Source organism: Dyella psychrodurans (assembly GCF_003363265.1).
GTDB lineage: Bacteria > Pseudomonadota > Gammaproteobacteria > Xanthomonadales > Rhodanobacteraceae > Dyella_B > Dyella_B psychrodurans.
The window spans coordinates 1-15,940 of the sequence record NZ_QRBF01000011.1; the positions used below are offsets into that span (position 1 = coordinate 1).

7 protein-coding genes are annotated in these 15,940 nt (G+C 59.5%); 2 read left to right on the top strand and 5 right to left on the bottom strand.

Annotated elements, in window-relative coordinates; all coding sequences use genetic code 11:
* Window positions 1-277 precede the first annotated feature (277 nt).
* The 3 genes from DWU99_RS20890 to DWU99_RS19910 form a co-directional block, all read right to left on the bottom strand.
* Window positions 278-604 carry a hypothetical protein gene (locus DWU99_RS20890; protein WP_147292984.1) on the bottom strand — a complete coding sequence of 109 codons (327 nt, stop codon included), beginning with the start codon at window positions 602-604 and terminating at the stop codon, window positions 278-280.
* Window positions 605-609: 5 nt separating this feature from the next.
* A complete protein-coding gene (locus tag DWU99_RS19905; protein ID WP_158543380.1) occupies window positions 610-1,542 on the bottom strand; it encodes an RHS repeat domain-containing protein in 933 nt (310 codons plus the stop codon).
* 106 nt (window positions 1,543-1,648) lie between these two features.
* Window positions 1,649-7,369 carry a hypothetical protein gene (locus DWU99_RS19910; protein WP_115479850.1) on the bottom strand — a complete coding sequence of 1,907 codons (5,721 nt, stop codon included), beginning with the start codon at window positions 7,367-7,369 and terminating at the stop codon, window positions 1,649-1,651.
* Window positions 7,370-7,732: 363 nt separating this feature from the next.
* Here DWU99_RS19910 and DWU99_RS19915 point away from each other — a divergent pair, with 363 nt between their 5' ends.
* Window positions 7,733-10,189, top strand: a complete 2,457-nt coding sequence (locus tag DWU99_RS19915) for a GH92 family glycosyl hydrolase (protein WP_115479851.1) — start codon at window positions 7,733-7,735, stop codon at window positions 10,187-10,189.
* A 757-nt stretch (window positions 10,190-10,946) separates the two neighbouring features.
* Entirely contained in the window at window positions 10,947-14,009 is a 3,063-nt protein-coding gene (locus DWU99_RS19920; protein ID WP_158543382.1) for a TonB-dependent receptor, read from the top strand.
* A gap of 158 nt (window positions 14,010-14,167) precedes the next feature.
* Here the strand turns inward: DWU99_RS19920 and DWU99_RS19925 are convergent, their stop codons facing one another.
* Together DWU99_RS19925 and DWU99_RS19930 are read right to left on the bottom strand one after the other, a co-directional pair.
* Complete coding sequence (locus tag DWU99_RS19925; protein ID WP_115479853.1) at window positions 14,168-15,190, bottom strand: AraC family transcriptional regulator; 1,023 nt, start codon at window positions 15,188-15,190, stop codon at window positions 14,168-14,170.
* A gap of 208 nt (window positions 15,191-15,398) precedes the next feature.
* The gene (locus DWU99_RS19930) at window positions 15,399-15,806 is read right to left on the bottom strand and encodes a hypothetical protein (protein WP_115479854.1); all 408 of its coding nucleotides are present in this window, start codon (window positions 15,804-15,806) and stop codon (window positions 15,399-15,401) included.
* Window positions 15,807-15,940: the final 134 nt, after the last annotated feature.

Genomic DNA, 15,940 nt, shown 5'->3' on the forward strand with positions numbered 1-15,940 from the left:
ATCGCTTACAGCGAAGACGACATCACCAACGGCAATGTCGTGCTGAAGATCGGCCGTGCGGATCTCTATTACTACTTCCAGGAGATCAGCGCACAGATCGGCGCCGCGCTGGATCGGCTAAGCAAGGAGAACTGCACCGACACGCACAGCCGGATGTGGCAATGACCCGAAGAAGGCCATGGTGGGCACCCCTTAAAAAATATCTTGGTCCCTCGGTCGAATCGATCCGTCCGTGGAAACAGGGATAGTCCAACCTGACCCCGGTTTTGCTCAGTTTTTAACTCATCCAATGTGGTCGTTCCGCTTCTGGACCAGCCCAACCCCAATCGCGGAACATTTCAATATATGACTCCAAGTCGTATGTCTCGTTGGGAAGTGGAGCATCCAAAACCGAAAAACCATATCCATCTGTCAACAACTCGCTCTGGTGTTCGCGAAGCTGACTATAGTCTGAGAATATGAGCATGCCATTGACGCCGCCGAGACGTCTGATCCTTGCTTCCGCCCGTATTGGTCCGGCTTGTGTTTTGGCGACAAAGCCAATCTCAATTTGTAAACCAAGTTCTCGACAAGCTGTCTCTAAGTAACTAAGTAACTTGCTCATTAATTTTAACTCGATGATAACTGGGGGAGAGATTGAGGACCTGTTGTCTCCCTCACGGGAATATGATCAACAGGACCTACGTGCCCATGTGGCGCTCGCGAAGATGGCGCACCGGAGCTGTGAGCCTCCGGCCCACGAACCTTGTTCGCGGGAAAGGGGTCCGGAAGCTCCGCATTCAAATCCTTATAAGCCTGCATATCTTCAGACGTTATGCCCAACCGCTTGTCCATTTTTGCCATATCGACTAGCGATTGCTTTTGCGAACTGAAAATCTTCGAGATAGGACCTGCTTCTCCGCTAAGTTCCTCAACCTCCTTTGCTATGTTTACAATTTCTCCTGCAGCTTCTCCTTCTGGCGCTGCAGTACTAACAATTGTCATCGCGGCACCTTCTGCCGCCTCATGGTGATCGCTAGTAACAATGCCATGCACGAGGTCCGCCAGCCCCGCAAAGGGCCCAGCGAAGAGATGAACGATCATACGCGCATCACTTGATACTGCGGCATCGGCCATTCTGAGCCTAGCGGCGCAATCAGTCTCGCATGGATTGCGTCCATCAGGATCAATGAACAAAATTGGATTGTTACTAGCGTACGCGTAGCGGCTTAAGCCGAATATGCCACCAGCTTCAAGTGACTTTGGGTCTACACCTAGAAAGCGACCGGTAGCTGGATCGTAATAACGCGCCTGCATATAAACGAGGTTCGTCTCCGGATCGTTCACATGCCCGGTATATCCCGGCCCATTCGGTGGCGTGCCGAGTGCTGTAGTGCCATACGGCGTGTAATCAAACGTCGCCGTGATGTTACCGCTGGCATCAGCCTCTGCGAGAGGGGTGCCCTGCGGGTCGGTATAGACGTAAGTCACCGTTCCCGATGTTTGCGCAAACGCACTTTGCCCTACGACAAATAGACACAGAAGCATGAAGAACTTTGTCATGCTGCACTTCCTTGCTATGTCCTTATTCATTGGCACCACCCCTCAGATATTCCAATGTCAAACGCGCGCGCTACGAACAAAGCAATTGCACGCGTAAGTGGGCGACTCATTTGACTATCACGACGTGCTCTACTACTGCACTCCACGGCCCACAGCCGCTGGCATTGCAGGCCTGCACCTCGAAGTAAAACGCTCCGGTGCCCGGCGCATACGTCGTCGAATTCGCTTGCAGAGCCATCAAGCGTGTCCACGTTGTTTGATTTGTGCTGTATTGCCACCAATAAGACGTCGCTGTTGCGACGCTCGTCCAACTCAAATCGACCGTGTCGGAGTAGAGGCTTGGTTGACTGACCGTGAGCGTCGGCGCACCCGACGGTGGAAACAGCACCGTCTCCGTCGCGACTGCCGACGCCGGACTGCATCCTCCGGTGTTACACGCATACACCACGTAGCTGTAACTGCCATTCGCACTTTGTGTCGTCGAGTAGCTCGTCGCTGCGCTGTTTTGCACAGCCGTCCACGTACCGTTGTTGTCGTAGTACACGATGTACGCCGTCGCCGTCGCCACGGCACTCCACGTCAGCGTGTAGGCACCATTTGCTGACGTGCCCGCACCACTGATCGTCGGTGCGGATGCCGGCGGCAACAGCACCGTCACCGACACCGTCCCACTCCATCCACCGCACGCGGTCGTGTAACACGCCTGCACGCGATAGCCGTAGGTGGCGTCGCCTTCACCGCTCACCGACCACGAGGTCGCCGACGACGATTGCAGCGTGGTCCATGCCCCGCCATTGATCTGCTGTTGCAGCACATAGTTGGTGGTCGTGGCTTCCGCCGTCCAACTCAGCGAGTACGCACCGGTGTTGCTCGACGTGGTCGATGGCGTGATCGTGGGTGTACCCGGTGGCAACGCCACCACCATCGAACCGCCCATGACCCAGTTGTCACAGTACGTCCCCGTGCCCGGCGCATTACACGCCCGCAACTGGAACGTATACCTACCATCCGTGAGACCCGACACCGCCGCACTCGTACTCGTACCGCTGTAGACGGTCGACCACGACGATCCGCCGTTCGCGCTTTCCTGCAGGGTGTAGCTCGTCACCGGCGAGGCTGCCGTCCAACTGATCGTCGCACTGCTCGCGTTGCTGGAGGCCGGCACGCTCAGCGTCGGGGTGGGCGACGGTATCAAAGCGGTGTTGACCGTGACGGGATTGGACACAGGTCCAAAGCCACCCGTGACCCCGGACGCATCGATGGCCTCGACGTGATACGTGTAGGCTCCGCTGGTGGCACCCGGCCGCGTGGTCGATGTCCCGGTGAACGTTCCAATCGTCGTCCAGGCACCGCCGTTCACAGCTTCCTGCACCGTATAACTGCTTGCGTTGGCCGATGCCGTCCAGCTGATCGTATACGGGCCTGCCACCGGTTCCGTTGGCACCGTCACGGAGGGAAGCGGGGGCCACACATCCACATTCGACGACGACGTCCACGCACCGCAACCCGAACTCACGCACGCTTGAACACGATACTGATACGTGCCCGCCGCCAAGCCACTGATCGCACTACTCAGCGACGCACCGCTATACACCGTGGCCCACGTTCCCGATGCGACGGTGAGTTGCTGCAACGTGTAGCTCGTGGCTTGCGACACGCCGCCCCACGAGACGGTGAAGCTGCCGCCGTTCGGATTGCTGCTAAAAGCGATAGCACCCGGCGCAGGCGCTTCAAACAGCACATGCTTGGCAATCAGCTTGGTGCCCAGATAAATGTAATTGGTGGCCAGCAGGGAGTTCGGGTCGAGCGAGTACATCAGCTGACCGGCCTGATCGTAGAAATAGTAGCCCGTGGGATTGCCGCTCGGATTCGTCTTGGCCACGCGACGACCGGCCGCATCGTAGGCATAGCCTTCCAAGCCCGGTACCTGCAACAACTGATTCTCGGCGTCGAAGGTGTAGTTCGTGGTTGCCCCACCGTTGGTCAAGCTGCTCCGGTTGCCCTGCGCGTCGTAACCGTATTGCGTCACCACGCTGCCGTTTTGGGCCACGCTCGCCAGGCGATTGGTGGCGTCGTAGTTGAGCGTCAGCGTGTTGCCGCCGGTCAGGCGCGTGCGCAGATTGTTGAGCGCGTCGTAGGTGTAATTTTCGGTGCCGTAGAGGTTGGTCGCCGTTGCACTGGTCAGGCGGTTGAGCGCGTCATAGCCAAAGGCTTTCGTGCGCTGGCCGTTGACCAGGTCCGTGACGTTGGTGATATTGCCGTTGTTGTCGTAGGTAAAGTCTTCGCTGAGGTTCAGCGTGCTACCGACGCCATAACTGAAGTTACTTAATAGCTGACGCGCATTCTGCTGCGCCACGTAACTCGCGCCGTTGCCGTAGTTGAAGCCGGCGACCTGGTCGTTCGGGAAGTAGATGATGCCGCTCGCGTAGCTGCCCGCCTGGGTAGGCCTGCCCAGTGCATCCGGACTGTAGGCCACGCCTTCACTGCTGCCGTTGAAGGCCGGATAGCCGATGGCATTGAGGTGGCCATAGCTGTCGTAGTTGTAGCCGATACCCCAGGCGTCGCTGCCGACAGAGAGCGTCTGGCTAGTCAGCAGATTGCGGCTGTTGTAGGCAAAGGTGTTGGTTGCGCTGCCGGACACCACGTTGCCGATGTTGCCGCGTGCGTCGTAGGTGTAAGACGTCGTCTGCGTGCCGGCCGGTGGCGTGATCGTCTTCACGCGGTTCATCGCATCATACGTGCGCACGGTTTGCGCCCCGCTTGCCACGTCGGTCTGCCCGCAGGTGCCATCGGTAATGGTCTGGCCCTGCGCGCTCCACTGCAGATTGTTCGCCGCGTCGTACGCCATCACGGTGCTACCGCTTTCCGGTTCGGTCGTGAGACACAGGCGGTGGTAGGTATCGTAAAGAAGCGTCTTGGTGACGCTGTCGTTCTCGGTGCCGTAAAGGCCCGACTGCGTGATGGACGTCGGGTTGCCGTAGATGTCACGTGCGATGGTTTGGGTGATGCCGCCCGGCGCAGTGACCGAAATCGGGGCCTTGTAGTCGGGCTCGTCGAACACCTGGTAATACGTGGTGGTGACGTTACCCTTCGGATCGGTCACTTGCTGGCCTGCACCGGCCAGATAGGACGTCGATGTCGTCAGGGAGCCCAGTTCGCTGTCTTCCTGGGTCTGCGTCAGGCGCTCCAGCGCGTCGTAGGTGTGATGCGTGCCAGTCGTGACGGCCGTAACAGCGGGTGAGCCGCTGACGGGATAAGAAGCGAAAGTGGTCGCTCCGGTGTAGTCATAGCTCGTTGCGGTGGTGACGTCGGAATTGGCTGTGCCGGTGATCGACCTGTCGCTCAGCACCGGACGCAAGTCGGCATCGAAATACGTCGTGGTGACCGCGTTACCCGTCGTGGTGATGCGATCCCAATGCCCTGCGGCGATGCCGCGCTCGGCGCTGGCCACATAATTGTAGGTGAAGGTCTTGGCGTACCAGGACACGCCATTGGGATCGTTCGTGGGATAGGTGATCTGCGAGATACGGCCAATCGGATCGTAGCTGTAATGCGTGGTGTAACCGGCCTGGTCGGTGATGGAGGAGATTTCACTTAGATCATTCACCACCAGGCTTTGACTGGTGCTGTCCGGATACGCAATCGACTGCGGAATGCCGCGGTAGTAGTTGCTTAGGCTGGTCGTGTGATTGTTGCCGTCGGTAAAGCTCGCCAGCTGACCGACGCTGTTGTAGGTGTAGCTCATCATGAACTCGCCGAAACGCGAGCGCGATTGCAGCAGGTCCTGGGCGTTGTAGGTGTTGCTGGTTTCCACTTCGCCGGTGCCGACATTGGTCACTGTCTGCGGCAAGCCCAGCACCCACGTGTTCGTATCGTTGAGGTAGACCGTGGTTTCTTCGATCGGGGACTGCCCGGCGATGTCGTTATAGCGCTTCACATCCGTGGGTTGCGCGTAAACGTTGAAGGTCATCGTTTGCCAGGTGTAGTTCTGGCCGTCTTGCGTGGTCACCTTTTGGTTTAACGGCGCCAATTGCTCGGTTTGATAGTAATTGTCGCGATAGGCCAAATCGACGCCGTAGACGCTTGGCCACGGGCCGTTCGACGCATTGGCGTAAGTGTTGACCACCGAACGCACGAGCGTGCTGCCATAAGCACCGCTATAGGTGTCCGAGCGCAGCAATTGGCCTTCCGTGGAATCGAAGACATTGCTATACGTGTAACGCGTGTCGTTACCGTTGGGGTCAGTGACATCCGTGTAAACGGTCGTGGGGCACGTGCGATTGGACGCACAGGCATCTGTATTCCAACTCGCATTTGCGGGCGAATAGCTGTAGGTCCAGGTCTGCGTCGGCATGCCCGCACCCGAGATCACTTCGCTCGCAATGGCGGGCTGAACGTACCATTCCGGCCAGATCGCCATGGGAATTTCAAACGGCGGCGAGTCCCCGCTTTGTCCCCAACACAATTGAGGCGTGTACGAACGGCCGCTCATTTTCAACACGAAGCTAAAAGTGCCCGTGAGCCCAGAGGGGGTCGTTACCGTACCGCCGGTTCCAAATGGCTGGTTTGGAGGCGCGGTATTGGAATAGGGCAATTGGTTGAGCGAACACGCATTGGAAGGAAGAACAAGGTTGTACGCTCCAATGCCTAAGTTATAGGACCACGCGCTACCATCGGGCAATTGCACGCCGGTAAGGGCACCTGAGCCATTTAGATAGCTATATGTCCAGGTGCGCGAAGGAACGTTGGCGGCCTTCGCCGTGATCGTTTGGATCAACTGCGAACCAGATTGATAGGTGATATCCACTTCGCGGCCATCACTCGCTGTAATGCTGGAGAGATAGCCCGTTGTGGGATCGTAGTTGTAGGTCAGCGTATTGCCGAAGCGATCCTGAATCTGCGTGACATACATCAACGCATCTTCGCGATTCAAGATAGCTAGGCCGCCTGGCCCGGCTGTCATGGGCGTAACGCCCTGTGTGGCGACTGTGCCATTTGCCGAAACGGCGCTTTGCGATGGAGGAGGAGTCTGCGTCGCGATGATCGTCCCATCAGGAGGCAGTGGACCACCTGCACCAATGATCGGGTACCACGGACGATAGACTAGGTGAGCAAACGTATAGCGCGTGCCATCGGGTGCGATGGCAAGGAACCCTTCACCACCATCGCTCGCCGTGACACCGCACGTGACCATCCAGTTGTTCTTCGTGACAATGTTAAAGCTTGTCCCGCTGATGGTTGGCGACAGCGTATTCGCGCTGTAGCGGGGCATCAGTTGCTGCTTGCCTTCGCCGGGCACCAACAGGTTGTATCCAGACCACCATTCGTCCGCCACCCAACCTCCCTCAGCCAGTGTGGACTGAATGCCTGGTGGCGGCGCAAAATTGCTGCAACGATTTGTTGTACCTACGGTAGGGGTAGTTCCCCCAACCCCTGTCTGCCAGACAGCCGTCGACGGGAGACCGGCAGTCCCTACAAGCGTTTCGATGCGGGGGATATCCAGATCCCAGCTACCGAGCGGGAGTTGGGGGCCGTAATTTGTCTGCGGAACCCACTCAAAATTTTGCGCTGTTCGACCCACTGTGATGGTCGGCCCATTGCCGCGCATCGTGACGTCGGTGACGTTGAATGTCACGCTCCCGTCGTACGTGCTGATGCTTTCACCGAAGGGATGCTCACCCAAGGGTTCGATGTTTTGATCGACCTGGATCAGCTTCTGGTATTCCTGATCGGGGGTCGCTCCCCCCGAGGACTGGGCATAACACGCACCGGACAGCACCAACATCGCCACCGCCCACAGGCAGCTCCCTTGCCAGTATGCACGCATCGAATTGTCCCCTTGGGCCCGCGCATTGCGCGCAGGTATGTTCTTACCAGTAACGTAAAGTCACACACATCGTCAATACGCAACACCGACAGCAACGCTGATAGCCGGCGTAAATTCCCTCCCTTTGTGCGTCGCGTCATTAATTTCATAAAAATCATTTTTATTAATGGCTTACGCTTGACGCAGAAAAATTTGGATCGTGACAAATTTTTCGTTTACAGTCGTGGGATGGACGGCGGCCCGCAGGCCCTCGCCCCTTGCCGGTTGAGTGCGTGTCGTGGGTGATCGGGATCGTTGTCCCGCGTGCTGCCATCGCTTTCAGCCTTTACCACGACAAAGAAGAAGGTTTAGGGGAGAAACAGCATGGTGTCACGTCGGCAGTTCCTGCAGGGTTTGGGAGCGCTTGCCGCGCTCGGCGGTCCCCTGCCTGCGTTGGCGAAACTGGCCGACGCAACCGGCAAGGTGCGACGTGTCGCCAATGCGGCAACGCAGGCGAGTGGTGTGTCGCGCTATGTCGATGTGTTTATCGGAACCGGCGGGCACGGTCATACGTATCCGGGTGCGTCGATGCCGTTCGGCATGGTGCAGTTGAGTCCCGATACCAACGATGCGGGTTGGGATGCGTCGTCGGGTTATCACCAGGCCGACGGCTCGATCATGGGTTTCTCGCATACGCATTTGAGCGGCACCGGCGCGGCGGACATGCTCGACGTGCTGGTGATGCCGGCGCAAGGTCCGGTGTTGCTGCAACCGGGCGATCGCGGCTTGCCGGATGTGAATTACCACTCGCAGTTCGATGGTGCCGCCAAACCGGGCCCGCAGCTGACCGCGCACAACAAGGTGAATCCGGGTCGTGGTTATCGCTCGCGTTTCGCGTCGGAGCGCGCGCGCCCCGGTTATTACAGCGTGCATCTGACCGACCACAACATTCAGGCCGAATTGACCGCGACCTTGCGCGCGGGCCTGCATCGCTACACCTTCCACGGCACCGGCGACGGCCATCTGCTGGTCGATTTCGCGCACGGTTTCCACGACGACTTCAAAGTCCCCTGCAAGGTGACCGACGCGCAGCTCAGGCTGGTCGGCAACGACACGCTGGTCGGCAGCCGTCGCGTGCATCAGTGGGCCGATGGCCGTTACATCCATTTCGCGATGAAGGTATCGCGGCCGTTCTCGCAAGCCACGCTGTATTCGGAAGATGTGGCTGCGCCCAGCGGCACGGGCGAGATCAACGGTACTCATCTGAAGGCCGCGCTGCATATCGACGATGTGGCGCGCGAGCCGGTGCTGGTGAAAGTGGGCATTTCCGGCGTGGATATCGACGGTGCGCTGCGCAATCTCGATGCGGAAATTCCCGCCTGGGATTTCGAACAGGCGCTGCACGCGGCCACCGAGGCATGGGAGCACGAGCTCAGCCGCATTCGCGTCGAGACTTCCTCGCCGCGCGACATGCGCGTGTTCTACACCTCGCTGTATCACACCATGCTGGCGCCGACACTGTTCAGCGATGTCGACGGCCGTTATCGCGGCATGGATTTGAAGATCCACCAGCTGCCGCAAGGCCAGAACAACTACAGCACTTATTCGCTGTGGGATATCTATCGTGCGCAGGCGCCACTGCTGACGCTGTATCAATCCGATCGCGTGCCGGATTTCGTCAATTGCCTGGTACGCATGGCCGAGGAAAGTCCCGACGGCCCGCCGGTGTGGCCGCTGCAAGGCGTGGAAACGGGCTGCATGATCGGTTACCACTCGGTGGTGCTGATTGCGGAAGCGCAGGCCAAGGGTTTCACCGGCATCGATTACGACAAGGCGTGGCCGATCTATCGCAAGCGCGCGATGGACGACGATTATCGCGGCCTGCCCTACTACCGCAAACTCGGCTACATCCCCAGCGACAAGGAATGGGAAGCCGTCAGCAAGACGCTGGAATACGCCTATGACGATTGGGCGGTCGCGCATCTGGCCGATGCCGCGGGCGAAAAGGACCTGGCCAAAACGCTGCGCCACCGCTCGCGCAACTATCGCAATGTGTTCGACACCACGATGAACTTCGTGCGTCCGCGCGACGTGAACGGCAAATGGCTGGAACCGTTCGATCCGCGCGGCATGGGCCATTCCAGCCAGTGGCGCGATTTCACCGAATCCAATTCCTGGGAAGCCACCTTCCTCAACCAGCACGATCTGTACGCGTACATGGGCCTGTTTGGCGGGCCGGACGTGTTCGAACGCAAACTGGATGAACTGTTCACCACCAGCCCGAAGCTGCCGCCCGATGCACCGCCGGATATCGCCGGCATGGTGGGCCAGTACTCGCACGGCAACGAGCCCGGTCATCACATGGCGTATCTCTATGCGTACACCGGCTCGCACTACAAGACGCAAGAGCGCGTGCGAATGCTGACCGTGACCATGTATCCGCCGGAACCCGACGGCCTGGCCGGCAATGAAGACTGCGGCCAGATGAGTGCGTGGTACATCATGAGCGCGCTGGGCTTGTATTCGGTCGATCCCGTCAGCACCAACTATGTCTTTGGCAGCCCCTTGCTGGACAAGGCGGAGATCGACCTTGCAGGCGGCCGCAAGCTGGAGATCCGCACCATCAACAACGGACCGAATCATCCGTACATCCAGTCTGTCACCTGGAACGGCCAGCCGTGGACCAAGAGCTGGATCAGCCACGCCGAGCTCGTAGCGGGCGGCACGCTGGAGTTCCACATGTCCGAAACACCCAATATGCAGTTTGGCGCTGCCCTGGCGGATCGTCCGCCATCCTTCGGCGCGCCTGCTGGTGAGGCCATTGTCATCGACGCAAGCTGATCTCCTCTCAGAGGCACTGCATATGACATGGAGGCCTGGTGCGATTCGCGGTCGCACCAGGCCTTTTTTTATTGAGGCACTTTGATCGCAGTGGGTGACTCCCTCCCCTGCTTGCAGGGGAGGGTTGGGGTGGGGTCAAACAATCTTGCGTCAAGGCAAGTATGAGCACCCCCTCCCAACCTCCCCCTGCAAGCAGGGGGAGGAGTAATGCGTAAAGCATTTGGACGTCCAATTTGTCGACGAAGGCCAGTTACTTGGTAATTCGGGCCATACACGCGATACGCACTAAAGACGCGCGAACTTCGCGGAAGCGTTGATGCACTAAGTGTCGCATCGCTGTGGGGCGATGCACTGGTGACATCAACCCAGCGTGTCACCAGGGACCGTGCTGTATCCCTCCTAGGCAGTACATGGTCCTTAAAGCTCCGATAGCCTGTCCCCGGCTATCGGAGCTTTATTTTTATCCGTCGCGGCATACACGTGTTGCATCGCTCTTCAATGCATCGAAGGGAGACATGCGCACATGGCATTCGTGCACACACGAGTTGTCATGCAAGGCCATGATTTTGTGATCTCGGGCCAAACAGCTCGCACGAAGCGCTACGTCTCATTGCACGCGCTAATGTGAAAAAAACATTCGCGTGTTTACACCAACGACTTTCCGCTGGGCTCGCCCGGCGCGGTCTTCTATCGGCACATTGTGGGGAGAGTACGTATGCAGCGTCGCGCTGATCATAAAAATCTTCGATATAAACGCATGGCCCTGGCCATCACGCTCGCTTGCGGCGTGGGCAGCGGCGCCTTGTTCGCGCAGAGCACCGCCGGTTCGATCTACGGCACCGCCGATCCAGGCGCGCAGGTGTCCGCCACCAACGAGGGCAACGGTTCGGTGCGCACGATGACGGCGGGCCAGGACGGCCGCTACCAGTTCAACTCGCTGTTGCCCGGCAAGTATCAGGTCAATCTCAGCGAGAACGGCAAAACCACCAGCCAGGAAGTGACGGTGCTGGCCGGCCAGGGCACCAACGTCAATCTGGCGACCGCCGTTGCGTCGGCGAAAAACCTCAACACGATCACCGTTTCGGCCAACAGCTTGCCGTCGATCGATGTGTCGTCGGTGCAAACCAGTACCGTGATCACGGCGGACCAGATGAAGTCGCTGCCGATCGCCAAGAACGTATCGGCCGTCGCCCTGCTCACACCGGGTGCGGTCAAGGGCGACTCTGCCTTCGGCAATCTCGTGTCCTTCGGCGGTTCGTCGGTGGCCGAGAACGCTTATTACGTGAACGGTTTCAACGTCACCAACCAGTTCGATTCGCTGAGCTTCTCGCAGGTGCCGTTCGAGGCGATCGATCAGGAGTCGGTGCAAGACGGCGGCTATGGCGCCGAATACGGCAACGCGACCGGCGGCGTGGTCTCGGTGACCACCAAGCGCGGTACGAACGAGTGGAAAGGCGGCGTGGATGTCACCTGGAATCCCGCCGAGACGATGGCCAGCGAGCCGAACGTCTACTTGAACAACGACAACATGTCTTATTCCTCGCGCGGCAACAAGAACGCCACCATCGGCAACAACGGCACCTGGAATCCCGTCGACTTCAGCTCGCGCTGGAATGCCTGGCTGGGCGGCCCGCTGATCAAGGACAAGCTCTTCATGTTCGCCCTGGTCAGCCAGACCAAGACCGATGCCGATTACTACAACCCGATCACGCAAGCCGGCAGCGGCGGCTATCAGCAGCAGACCGAGAAAGATCCGTATTGGCTGTTGAAGATGGATTGGAACATCAACGACAGCAACATTCTCGAATACACCGGCTTCAACGACACGCGCCACTACAGCACCGATGTCTATTACTCGGGCTTCACCGCCGACAACACGCCGTATCACTACGACTACCAGGGCGTGGTGAAGACCAAGTACGGCGGCCAGAACAACATCCTGAAGTACACCAGCTACATCACCGACGACTTCACGCTCACCGCCCAGTACGGCGAGAACCGGAACAAGCGCTACAACACCGCCACCGCCGCGGACGGCACGGTGGAGAATTACGACGGCTCGATCAGCAGCGAAGCCTCCGGCTGCCCGGTGATCGTCGACGATCGCAACCCGGTGCTGGCCGGCACGACCTCGCCCTATACGCACTGCAACTTTGTGCCGGGGAGCCTGCTCACGGCCTACAACAGCGAGGACACCCGCAAATCGCTGCGCCTCGATCTGGAATGGAAACTCGGCGACCACGACATCACCGGCGGCTGGACGCGCGACGTCACCACTTCGTCGTACGGTCAGGCGTACGAAGGCGGCGCCTTGTGGGAATACTTGCCCGACAGCTCGACGTCGAACGGCAACGCCGACGAAAACTATGTCGAAAAGATCGTGTACAACACGGGCGCCAAGGTGAGCGTCACCCAGCGCGCCGCTTATGTGCAGGATAGCTGGCACATCACCGACGACTTCCTGGCGCGCATCGGCCTGCGCAACGATCAGTTCAACAACAAGAACGCGCTGGGCCAGACATTCGTGCATCAGGATCACAACTTGCAGCCGCGCATGGGCTTCGCATGGGACGTGCACGGCGATTCCTCGCTGAAGATCTACGGCAGCGCCGGCGATTATTCGCTGCCGATCGATGCGGGCGTGGCCATTCGCGGTGCGGCCGCCTCGATCTACAGCTACCAGGCGTACAGCTATACGAGCGTGAACCCGAGCACCGGCGCGCCGGAAGGTCTGACCGCGCTTTCGCCGCTCGAATACGCGAACGCCGAAAGCGGCGTGGCGCCGGCGGCTTCGTCGTACGCACCGTCGGGCCTGAAGCCGTTCAAGCAGCGCGAGTTCATCCTGGGTGCCCAGCAGCAGTGGAACGACTGGACCCTGGGCGTGAAGGGCATCGTGCGCCATGTGCTTACCGGCCTGGATGACGAATGCGATTTCCGTCCCATCGCCAAGTACGCCGATGCCGTTTACGGCTTCGATTACTCGACCACCTCGCTCAGCCCCGCGCTGAACAACGGCGACGCGGTCGCATCGACGCTCAACGGTTGCTTCATCAACAATCCGGGCAGCGGTGCCACGCTCTATCTGCCGCTCGATCCGAACAACCCGAGCAAGCTGTACAAGGTGGTGCTGAGCGGCAAGGACATCGGCGAGCCCGACTACAAGCGCAACTACTACGCTTTGGAACTGACGGCCGAGCGCAACTTCGACAACAAGTTCTATCTGAATATCTCGTACACGCTCGCACGCTCCTACGGCAATACCGAAGGTCTGGTGGATTCCAACATCGGCCAGGCCGATACCGGCACCAGCGAACTGTTCGACTATCCGGAGCTGATGATCGGCAACAACGGCAACCAGACCAACGACCATCGCCACACCCTGAAGGCTTACGGTGCGTGGCGCATCACCGACGAATGGCAGCTTGGCGCCAACCTGATCGGACAGACCGGGCGTCCGGAAAACTGCTACGGCGACGCGCCGATCGATTCGACCATCAACGGCTATGGTTCGACCGGCGGTTCGCCGTACCTGTATTGCTATATCAACGGCGTGGGGACCTACGTGGCGCGCGGTTCGGCCGGCACCACGCCGACGCTGTGGCAGCTCGATCTGAGCGGTTCTTATCACCCGCACTGGTTCAAGGGCCTGACCCTGCGCGCCACCGTGTTCAATGTGTTCAACAAACACACCGTGCTGTCGGTCAACGAAGCGCAGAACGCCAACGACGGCGCCTCGCTTTACACCAACACGACCTATCTCACCGCCACGGGTTATCAGACGCCGCGCTACCTGCAGTTGAACGCCGAGTACGACTTCTGAGCCCGAACGTGCGCGGGAAGGACATGCTCGCCAGAAGAAATCGGGACAGTCGAGGGATTGGAAATCCCCCTACGGCAAAGGCCACCGGAAACGGTGGCCTTCTTTTTTGCGATGATTGTGCGCCGAGGCCGTGCTGTCGAAGCAGCAGGTGTTGTCGATCAGCTACCGGTGGAGAGCAGCCGCGCGCGGTACTTGGTGGGCGACTCGCCCGTCCAGCGGCGAAACGCGCGAGTCAGATTCGCCGGGTCCGCGTAGCCTCGGCGCGCCGCGATTTCCTCCATGCGCAACACGGGATTGAGCACATCGCGCAACACGGCATCCTTGCGCGCTTCATCGACCAGTCCGCGAAAATTCAAACCGAGCCGCTGCAGCTTTCGCTTCAGCGTGCGGCTGGACATGCAAAGCGTCCGCGCGGCATCTTCAATGCCGGGATAGCCCTGGCCCTCGTAGCACTCAAGGAGATCGGCCACGCGCACGACCAGATCGTCCGAACGACGCAGTCGCGCGCGTTCGCGTTCGCACTGCAGCTTGATATGGCGGTACGTCGAGGCGTTGGCATGCACCAGCGGTATGTCCAGATCCTTGGCCGCGAACCGGATCTGGCACAGCCCCGTGCCGAATCGCGCGGAGGCTACGCGTTTGCGATAGCGAAAGAAGTGCAGGGGTTCGTTGTTGCGGTACCAGATTTCCATATCGGGCAACACGCGCTGGGTGAGTTGTTCGCACAAGCGCGTCGTCATCGTGAGCAAACGGTCGACCGCGCACGAGCGCATCGGCGCCTTGGGAGCAAGGTCGTAAACGTGGAGTTCGACAAATTCGCCACGCTGAAGCAGCCGCAGGTTGAAGGTCGTCGTGCGCAGATCGAGAAACTCGGACCATAGTTCCAGCGCATCGCGCAGCGTCGCACAACTCATCAGGCCGAATCCCAGCAGGCCGTGCCAGGTCAGCGTGCTGTGCAGCCCGACCTGATAACCGATGCCGGGATCGTTGGTCAGTCTTACCGCGTTGGTGAGCAAGGTGGCGTCCTGGTGGGTCGTCAGCCGTCCGCCGTCTTCCAGCTGCGATGGGCGGATGCCCGTGCCCATCAGCGCGCGATCCCGCGCGATACCCTGTTGCTCGAGGATGTTGAGCAACGCGATGGCGTATTCGACGTGGACGTCGTCTTTGAACAGCTTCTGCATAACTTGTCATCTCCCACGGAGGAGCACGTCGAATGCCGTGCGCGTTGATGTGGTGGGTGTTAATGCGTCAGTACCGCATCCATGGGGACGACTGGCGCGATACGCATGGGAACGGCATGTCCTTCAACTCCGATCCTTCGGAGAAGCGCTGTTTCCCATGGCTTTGTTCGCGGTTCCTGCGTTGAAAAGTCTTCGGCGCCGGTGGCATTCACCGTCGCGCTCGCGAATAGAGCGCATGGGGCGATGGCGTGGGCCGGACCCACACATTCCAGATATCGAGTTGCCGCACCAGCCACCGGGCATCGCCGGCGAGGACGATCTGATCGGGCGTGCGCAAGCCCGACTGCGCGATCGGCGTGTTGAAGTACCAGTCGATCACGCTTTCCAGGTTGCAGCCCTGCGATTGAGCGGCATCGAGCACGGCAATGAGTTCGTCGACGAAGGTCCGCCAGGCCACGTTTGAACCGCGCTGCGTCCATCGCTTCAGCAGCGTGCCCTCGGTCATGCCGAGCCACGCGGCGAGTTTCAACGAGGAAATGTCACCCGTATCGGGATCGGATACATCGGCCAGGAAGTGCAGAAACTCGATGGCCGCCTTGCTTTTGCTCGAAACCATGGACGCCTACCCGGCCGCGCACAGGATGCGGCGTGGAGTCACCATGGAGCAGAACTGTGCAGGAAATTGGGAGATTTCGTGGAATCGCACGCTTTCGCTTGAAACCTTCCGGACAATCGGGCGCTAATGGCACC

What these genes read in the sequence shown, in the direction of transcription:
- DWU99_RS19925 (WP_115479853.1), bottom strand. Translation starts at nt 15,190, where the DNA reads ATGCAGAAGCTGTTCAAAGACGACGTCCACGTCGAATACGCCATCGCG.
- DWU99_RS19905 (WP_158543380.1), bottom strand. Translation starts at nt 1,542, where the DNA reads ATGACAAAGTTCTTCATGCTTCTGTGTCTATTTGTCGTAGGGCAAAGT.
- DWU99_RS19930 (WP_115479854.1), bottom strand. Translation starts at nt 15,806, where the DNA reads ATGGTTTCGAGCAAAAGCAAGGCGGCCATCGAGTTTCTGCACTTCCTG.
- DWU99_RS20890 (WP_147292984.1), bottom strand. Translation starts at nt 604, where the DNA reads ATGAGCAAGTTACTTAGTTACTTAGAGACAGCTTGTCGAGAACTTGGT.
- DWU99_RS19920 (WP_158543382.1), top strand. Translation starts at nt 10,947, where the DNA reads ATGGCCCTGGCCATCACGCTCGCTTGCGGCGTGGGCAGCGGCGCCTTG.
- DWU99_RS19910 (WP_115479850.1), bottom strand. Translation starts at nt 7,369, where the DNA reads ATGCGTGCATACTGGCAAGGGAGCTGCCTGTGGGCGGTGGCGATGTTG.
- DWU99_RS19915 (WP_115479851.1), top strand. Translation starts at nt 7,733, where the DNA reads ATGGTGTCACGTCGGCAGTTCCTGCAGGGTTTGGGAGCGCTTGCCGCG.